The sequence below is a fragment of the Streptomyces sp. NPDC101132 genome (assembly GCF_044759225.1).
Taxonomy (GTDB): domain Bacteria; phylum Actinomycetota; class Actinomycetes; order Streptomycetales; family Streptomycetaceae; genus Streptomyces.
In genome coordinates this window covers 427,390-433,623 of sequence record NZ_JBIVYX010000002.1, presented here as the reverse complement: position 1 = coordinate 433,623, position 6,234 = coordinate 427,390, and the positions used below count along the sequence as shown (strand labels likewise).

The following is a 6,234-nucleotide window of genomic DNA, read 5'->3' as shown; positions in this document are numbered from 1 at the left end:
CCCCACCACCCCCCCCCACCCCCCCCCGCGCGGTGCGGCCCCCCCCGGCCCCCCGTAAAACCCCGGGGGGCCCCCCCGCCCCGCGGGGGGCCCGCCACTGAGAACGCGGTGCGGGCGTCAGTCGTTGATGCAGTGGTTGCCGAACGCGGGGTTCAGCAGGGCGATCACGTTGACGGTGTTGCCGCAGACGTTGACCGGGACGTGCACCGGAACCTGGACCAGGTTGCCGGACAGAACGCCGGGGGAGCCCACGGCGGCGCCCTCCGCCGAGGAGTCGGCGACGGCGGAGCCGGCGGCCGCACCCGCGGCGAGACCGGCGGTGGCCAGGACCAGGGCGGCCTTCTTGGCAGAGTTCATGGGAAGTGCACCTTCTGTTCGATGATCTGCCCCGATCCGGGGCTCACAACGAGGGGAACGGCGCACCGGCCAGGACGACACGGCCGGGAAGGAAACTCACCCTGTTCAGCCCAATAGTCAGCTCACGGGAGCTTGAGGTCGGGCACCGCGGGGAGTTGCACCGGCGCCGCCGGGGGCTCCACCGGTACGGCCGGGGGCTCCACCGGGAGCTTCGGCGGATCCACCGGGAGCTCGACGGGCGGGAGCTTGGGCAGCTCGATGGGCAGCTCGACGGGCGGGAGCTTCGGCAGTTCGAGCGGCGGCAGCTTGGGCAGCTCGATGGGCGGCAGCTTGATGCCGCCCAGCAGGCCGGTCAGCGAGCCGAGCAGGCCGTTGAGGGTGGCGGACAGGCCCGCGAGCAGGTCGTCGATCGGGCCCGCCTGCGCTGCGGCGGCCCGTTCCTCGACCTCCTCGCGCACGGACTCGACCGCGGCGACGCGCTGCCGCAGCTCCGCGTCGTCGTCGCGGACCAGCGCGCTCGCGGGGGCGGCCGCGCCGAACAGCAGGGCGGCGCTCAGCGCGGCCGGGACGAGGACGCGGGGCGCCTTCTTGGGATGCATGGAACTTCCTTCGGTGGGGTGCGAAGAACGGGACAACCCCCCTCGACCACCGTGGGATCAGCGTCCACACCGCGCAACGCCCGCGGGCCGTTTGAGTGAAGCAGCGGAACCAACCCCCAGGAGGGGCAGTTGACCAGGACGCTCCATTAGCGGGCACTCGTGCGACAAAAGGACCAATCCCATGCTCAAGAAGATTATGGCCACTGCCGCGGTCACCGCCTCCGTGATCGGCACGGGCGCCGCCCTGGCTCCGCAGGCCCTGGCCATCGGCAACGACAACGGCGTCAGCACCTTCAACGGCAACGGCGCCTCGCAGGTCTACGGCAACCAGAAGACCCACGGCGACATGAGCCCGCAGCTCGGCCTGGTCCAGGGCACCCTCAACAAGCCCTGCATCGGTGTTCCGGCCAAGGTCAACGCCCAGTCGATCCTCGCCCTGGTCAACGTCGGCGTCCAGGACATCCCGGTCCTGTCCGCGCCGCAGACCCAGCAGTGCACCGAGAACTCCACGCAGGCGAAGGGCGACGAGCCGCTCTCGCACATCCTGGACGACATCTCGGCGCTCTCCGGCAACGGTGCCGTCGGCAGCTGACCCCGCTCCTCCTTCCGTCCGGGCTGACGCCCGTGGAGCGACGTGACGAGACCCCCGGCAGCCTCCAGCTGCCGGGGGTCTCGTCGTGCGTACGCCGTCAGCTCGTCCAGAACTCCCACCAGCGGGTCAGCACCAGCATCCCGATCACCCCGACGTGCAGCACCGGCAGCACCCAGGCGAACTCCGCCGCGGCCGCCCGCACCGGGGCCGGTGCCGGCAGCACCCCGGTCCGTACGTTGCGCGCGGTGGTCGCCCAGAACATCAGGAGCGTCGCCACCCAGGCCAGACAGCACCACAGGCACAGGGCGTTGATGCGGTACAGGGACTGGAACATCAGCCAGGAGCAGAAGCCGACGCCGAAGAGCTGGCCGGCGTTGAGGCCGAGCCAGAACCAGCCGCGGTACCGGGCCCCGGCCAGCAGGCCCGCGCCCACGCAGACCACGACCCCGAAGGTCACCAGGCCCAGCATGGGGTTGGGGAAGCCGAAGACGGCGGCCTGGTCGCTCTTCATCACGCTGCCGCAGGAGACCACCGGGTTGAGGCTGCAGCCGGGGGTGAAGTCCGGGTCCTCCAGGAGGAGGAACTTGTCCAGCGTGATCACCCAGGAGGCCAGCAGGCCGGTCGCGCCCGTGATCGCCAGCAGCCAGGCCGTTCCCCGGTCGGAACCAGGCCGTTCGGACTCTCGTTGACCGTGCGACCGCCCCTGCTGACGGGGGATGGTGTCGCCCGCTACGTTCGTTGCCATGCCTGCCATAATCCCGCATTCCCGGACAGACACGGTCCAACGTCGCGTCCCGGTACGCAAGTTGACGAGAACTGGTACTGATGACGCATGGACCGAGTAGACGCTCTGACCGATGTGACCGGGCTGCGGGTGGGGCACGCGCGGCTGCCCGGGGACGGTGCCCTGACCGGCACCACCGTGGTGCTCGCGCCCGAGGGCGGCGCCGTGGCCGCGGTGGACGTGCGCGGGGGTGGCCCCGGCACCAAGGAGACCGACGCGCTGGACCCGCTCAACCTGGTCTCCCGGGTCGACGCGGTGGTGCTGACCGGCGGGAGTGCGTACGGGCTCGACGCCGTGTCGGGGGTGATGGCCTGGCTGGAGGAACGGGGCCGCGGGGTCCGGGTCGGGGCCGACCCCGCGCAGGTGGTGCCCGTGGTGCCGGCCGCGGCGCTCTTCGACCTCGGGCGCGGCGGCGACTGGCGGGCCCGGCCGGACGCGGCGGTGGGGCGGGCGGCGGTGGAGGCCGCGGCGGCCTCGGAGCCCGGTTCACCGGTGGCGCAGGGCTCGGTGGGGGCGGGGACCGGCGCCGTGGCCGGCGGCCTCAGGGGCGGGGTGGGCACGGCGAGCGTGCTGCTGGACTCCGGGGTGACCGTGGGCGCGTTGGTGGTCGTGAACGCGGCGGGCTCGGTCGTGGACCCGCTCACGGGGGTGCTGTACGGGCGGATGCTGGAGGGCAGGATCGCGTACCCGGCGGACCCCGTGCACGAGGCGGCGCTGGAGCGGCTGGCGGCCGCGGAGGCGGCGACCGCCGAGCGCACCGCCGGCTACGTACGGCCGCCGCTCAACACCACCCTGGCCGTGGTCGGCACGGACGCGGCGCTGACCAAGGCGCAGGCGCGGAAGCTGGCGGGCACCTCGCACGACGGGCTGGCGCGGGCGGTGCGGCCGGTCCACCTGATGAACGACGGGGACACGGTCTTCGCGCTGTCCGCGGGCGAGCGGGAGGTGCCGGACGTGGAGGGGTTCAACGCGGTGCTGGCGGCCGGCGCGGACGCGGTCACGCGGGCGGTGGTGCGGGCGGTGCTGCACGCGGAGGGCGTGGACGGCCCCGGAGGCGTGTTCCCCTCGTACCGCGACCTGTACTGACCTGCCGCGGGTTGCGGGGGTCCGGTGCCCGGCCGGGCCCCCGGGGGACGCCGGGGTGACGGGGTGCGGATCGGGCCGACCCCCGGGAACCTGCCGCGGATGCCGTACGTCTTTCCATAACCCGGGCGCGATGTCGGACCCAGGGGCTACGTTGAGCGTCCGTGAAGTGACAAGCTGCGACGGCCTGGAGACCCACCTTGAGCGATCCGTACGAGACAACCGAGGCGCACCTCGAGCGACTCCTCGGCCGCGCCCTCAACTCCTACGACCTGCCCGACCAGCTGGTCGAGCGCCTCGGTACGGCGCTCGCCCACAGCTCCGCCCTGTACTCCTCGCACCACAGCTCGGTGACCGGGCTGCACCGCGAGACCTTCCGGCACACCTACCTCCTGTCCGACGGCGCGGCGGTGTGCCTGTGGGAGCTGGCGTACCGGGCGCCGGGCACGAACAGGACGGAGCACGAGGTCTTCGACAGCAAGGCGGAGCTCGCCCTGGCCACGAACCGCCTGTTCGGCGAGCAGTTCGACGCGCCGGCGGCGGTGCCGGAGGACCCGGACGCGCCGGACGACGCGGAGGACGACCTCGCGGTGCTCGGGGCGCTGTTCGCCCGGCCCAGCCTGCCGCGGCAGCGCCGGATGTACGCGGTGGACGAGTCCGCGGACCACGCGCGCCGGGTGCTGCGGCGCGCGGAGAACCCGGACCGGCCGGGTCCGGCGGTGGGGCGGCTGCTGGCGTCGGCGTACGCGCACCAGATCACCCAGGCGTTCGGGAGCCGCCAGTGCCTGGCGGACGGCCGGGACGCCGGGTTCACGCTGTACGAGCACGCCTTCGTGCTGCTCGACGGCACGGAGTTCAGCCTGTGGGAGGTCGAGCACACGGCGACGCCCGACGGGCGGCACATGTGCGAGGTGTACACGAGCGAGCAGGCGGCGCGGGGGGCGATGGAACTGCGGGCCCGGGTCCGCTGAGGGGCCGGGGCCGGGCTCGGCTGTGTCAGGCCGGGCCGGCCCGGCACCCGGTCCGCCTGACGCCCGGGCCGGTCTGACGCCACGTCCGGTCTGACGGTGCGTCAGGCCGGCTTCGACAGGGCCTTTTCCAGCGGGAGTTCGGTGGTGACGGTGACCGCCGCGGGGTCCAGGTCCGGGGGCGTGGGCATCGCGCTGCCGGGCAGCCGGACCGCCGCCGCCCCGTGGGCGAGGGCCGAGGCGAGGGCATCGGGGCCCCGGCCGCCGGCGAGCAGGAAGCCGGCCAGGGAGGCGTCGCCGGCCCCGACGTCGCTGCGGACGGCGGTGACGGCGGCGGTGCCGTAGTACGTGCCGTCCGGCTCCAGCAGCAGCTGCCCGTCGGCGCCGAGGCTGGCCAGGACGGCCCGGGCGCCGCGGTCGCGGAGTTCGCGGGCGGCGGCGACGGCGTCGCCCACCGTGATGAGCTGCCGGCCGGTGGCCTCGGCGAGCTCGTGGGCGTTGGGCTTGACCACGTCCGGGCGGGCCGGGAGGGCGGCGAGCAGGGCGGGGCCCGCGGTGTCGAGGGCGACCCGGGCGCCGGCGTCGTGGGCCCGGGCGACCAGTTCGGCGTACCACCCGACGGGCAGGCCGCCCGGCAGGCTGCCGCAGCAGGCGATCCAGTCGGCGTCGGCGGCCTGGTGGCGGACGGTGCCGAGGAGGAGGTCGGCCTCGGCGGTGGTGAGCGAGGGGCCGGGCGCGTTGATCTTGGTGAGGGTGCCGTCGGGTTCGGCCACGGAGATGTTGGAGCGGGTCTGACCGGCGATGGTCACCGCCGTCACGTCGATGCCCTGGCCACCGAGGAGTTCGGCGATGAGGGTCCCGGGCGGGCCGCCGAGCGGGAGGACGGCGACGGTACGGCCGCCGGCCGCCGCGACGGCGCGGGAGACGTTGACGCCCTTGCCCCCGGGGTCGACCCGGTCGGCGGTCGCGCGGAGCACGGCGCCGCGTTCGAGGGCCGCGACCTCGTAGGTGCGGTCCAGGGAGGGGTTGGGCGTGACGGTCAGGATCATACGAGTGCGACTTCCGTACCGGCGGCCTCGATGGCCGCCTGTTGGGCGGGGGCCAGGCCCGCGTCGGTGATGAGCAGGTCGACGTCCGCGAAGCCGCCGAAGCGGGCGAAGTGCTCCTGGCCGGCCTTGGCGGAGTCGGCGAGGAGGACCACGCGGCGGGCGGCGCGGAGCGCGGCGGTCTTGACGGCGGCCTCGGCGAGGTCGGGGGTGGTCAGGCCGCGTTCGACGCTGAAGCCGTTGGTGGCGAGGAAGGCGACGTCGGCGCGGATCTCGGCGTACGCGCGCAGCGCCCAGGCGTCGACGGCGGCGCGGGTGCGCTGGCGCACGCGGCCGCCGACGAGGTGGAGGTCGATGCCGGTGTGGGCGGCGAGGCGGGCGGCGACCGGGAGGGCGTGGGTGACCACGGTGAGCGCCGAGTCGACCGGGATGGCGGCGGCGAGGCGGGCGGTGGTGGAGCCCGCGTCGAGGATGACGCTCCCCCCGTCGGGGAGTTCGGCGAGGGCCGCGCGGGCGATGCGGTCCTTCTCGTCGGCGGCGGTGGCCTCGCGCTCGGTGAGGTCCGGCTCGAAGTCGAGGCGGCCGGCGGGGATGGCGCCGCCGTGGACGCGGCGGACGAGGCCGGCCCGGTCGAGGGCCTTGAGGTCGCGGCGTACGGTCTCGGCGGTGACCTGGAACTCCTCGGCCAGGGAGAGCACGTCCACCCGGCCCGCCGCGCGGGCGAGACGGAGGATCTCCTGCTGACGCTCCGGAGCGTACATGGGGGTTTTGCGTCCGTTTCATGCCCGGATGTGTGGATTCGAGT

At 74.3% G+C, this 6,234-nt stretch carries 8 protein-coding genes; 3 read left to right on the top strand and 5 right to left on the bottom strand.

Going from position 1 to position 6,234, the window contains the following annotated elements:
- Positions 1 to 117: 117 nt before the first annotated feature.
- Both ACIQUR_RS06175 and ACIQUR_RS06170 read right to left on the bottom strand, forming a co-directional pair.
- Positions 118 to 357, bottom strand: coding sequence for a chaplin (locus ACIQUR_RS06175; protein ID WP_403659048.1), 240 nt, complete (start codon positions 355 to 357; stop codon positions 118 to 120).
- Positions 358 to 479: 122 nt separating this feature from the next.
- Entirely contained in the window at positions 480 to 956 is a 477-nt protein-coding gene (locus ACIQUR_RS06170) for a hypothetical protein (RefSeq protein WP_403659045.1), read from the bottom strand.
- A gap of 181 nt (positions 957 to 1,137) precedes the next feature.
- On the opposite strand from ACIQUR_RS06170, the gene ACIQUR_RS06165 reads away from it, so the two are divergent.
- Complete coding sequence (locus ACIQUR_RS06165) at positions 1,138 to 1,548, top strand: rodlin (RefSeq protein WP_403659042.1); 411 nt, start codon at positions 1,138 to 1,140, stop codon at positions 1,546 to 1,548.
- Between the two features lie 97 nt (positions 1,549 to 1,645).
- Here the strand turns inward: ACIQUR_RS06165 and ACIQUR_RS06160 are convergent, their stop codons facing one another.
- Positions 1,646 to 2,302 (bottom strand): vitamin K epoxide reductase family protein, encoded by a 657-nt coding sequence (locus ACIQUR_RS06160; RefSeq protein WP_403659040.1) that lies wholly within the window; start codon positions 2,300 to 2,302, stop codon positions 1,646 to 1,648.
- A 78-nt stretch (positions 2,303 to 2,380) separates the two neighbouring features.
- Between ACIQUR_RS06160 and ACIQUR_RS06155 the strand changes: the two genes are divergently transcribed.
- The gene (locus tag ACIQUR_RS06155) at positions 2,381 to 3,418 is read left to right on the top strand and encodes a P1 family peptidase (protein WP_403659037.1); all 1,038 of its coding nucleotides are present in this window, start codon (positions 2,381 to 2,383) and stop codon (positions 3,416 to 3,418) included.
- Positions 3,419 to 3,615: 197 nt separating this feature from the next.
- Positions 3,616 to 4,386, top strand: coding sequence for a DUF6227 family protein (locus ACIQUR_RS06150; protein WP_403659034.1), 771 nt, complete (start codon positions 3,616 to 3,618; stop codon positions 4,384 to 4,386).
- Between the two features lie 101 nt (positions 4,387 to 4,487).
- On the opposite strand, the gene pfkB is transcribed toward ACIQUR_RS06150, so the two are convergent.
- Positions 4,488 to 5,432 carry a 1-phosphofructokinase gene (gene pfkB / locus ACIQUR_RS06145; RefSeq protein WP_403659032.1) on the bottom strand — a complete coding sequence of 315 codons (945 nt, stop codon included), beginning with the start codon at positions 5,430 to 5,432 and terminating at the stop codon, positions 4,488 to 4,490.
- Positions 5,429 to 6,190, bottom strand: coding sequence for a DeoR/GlpR family DNA-binding transcription regulator (locus ACIQUR_RS06140; protein WP_403659029.1), 762 nt, complete (start codon positions 6,188 to 6,190; stop codon positions 5,429 to 5,431). The genes pfkB and ACIQUR_RS06140 overlap by 4 nt, the downstream gene beginning before the upstream one ends.
- Positions 6,191 to 6,234: the final 44 nt, after the last annotated feature.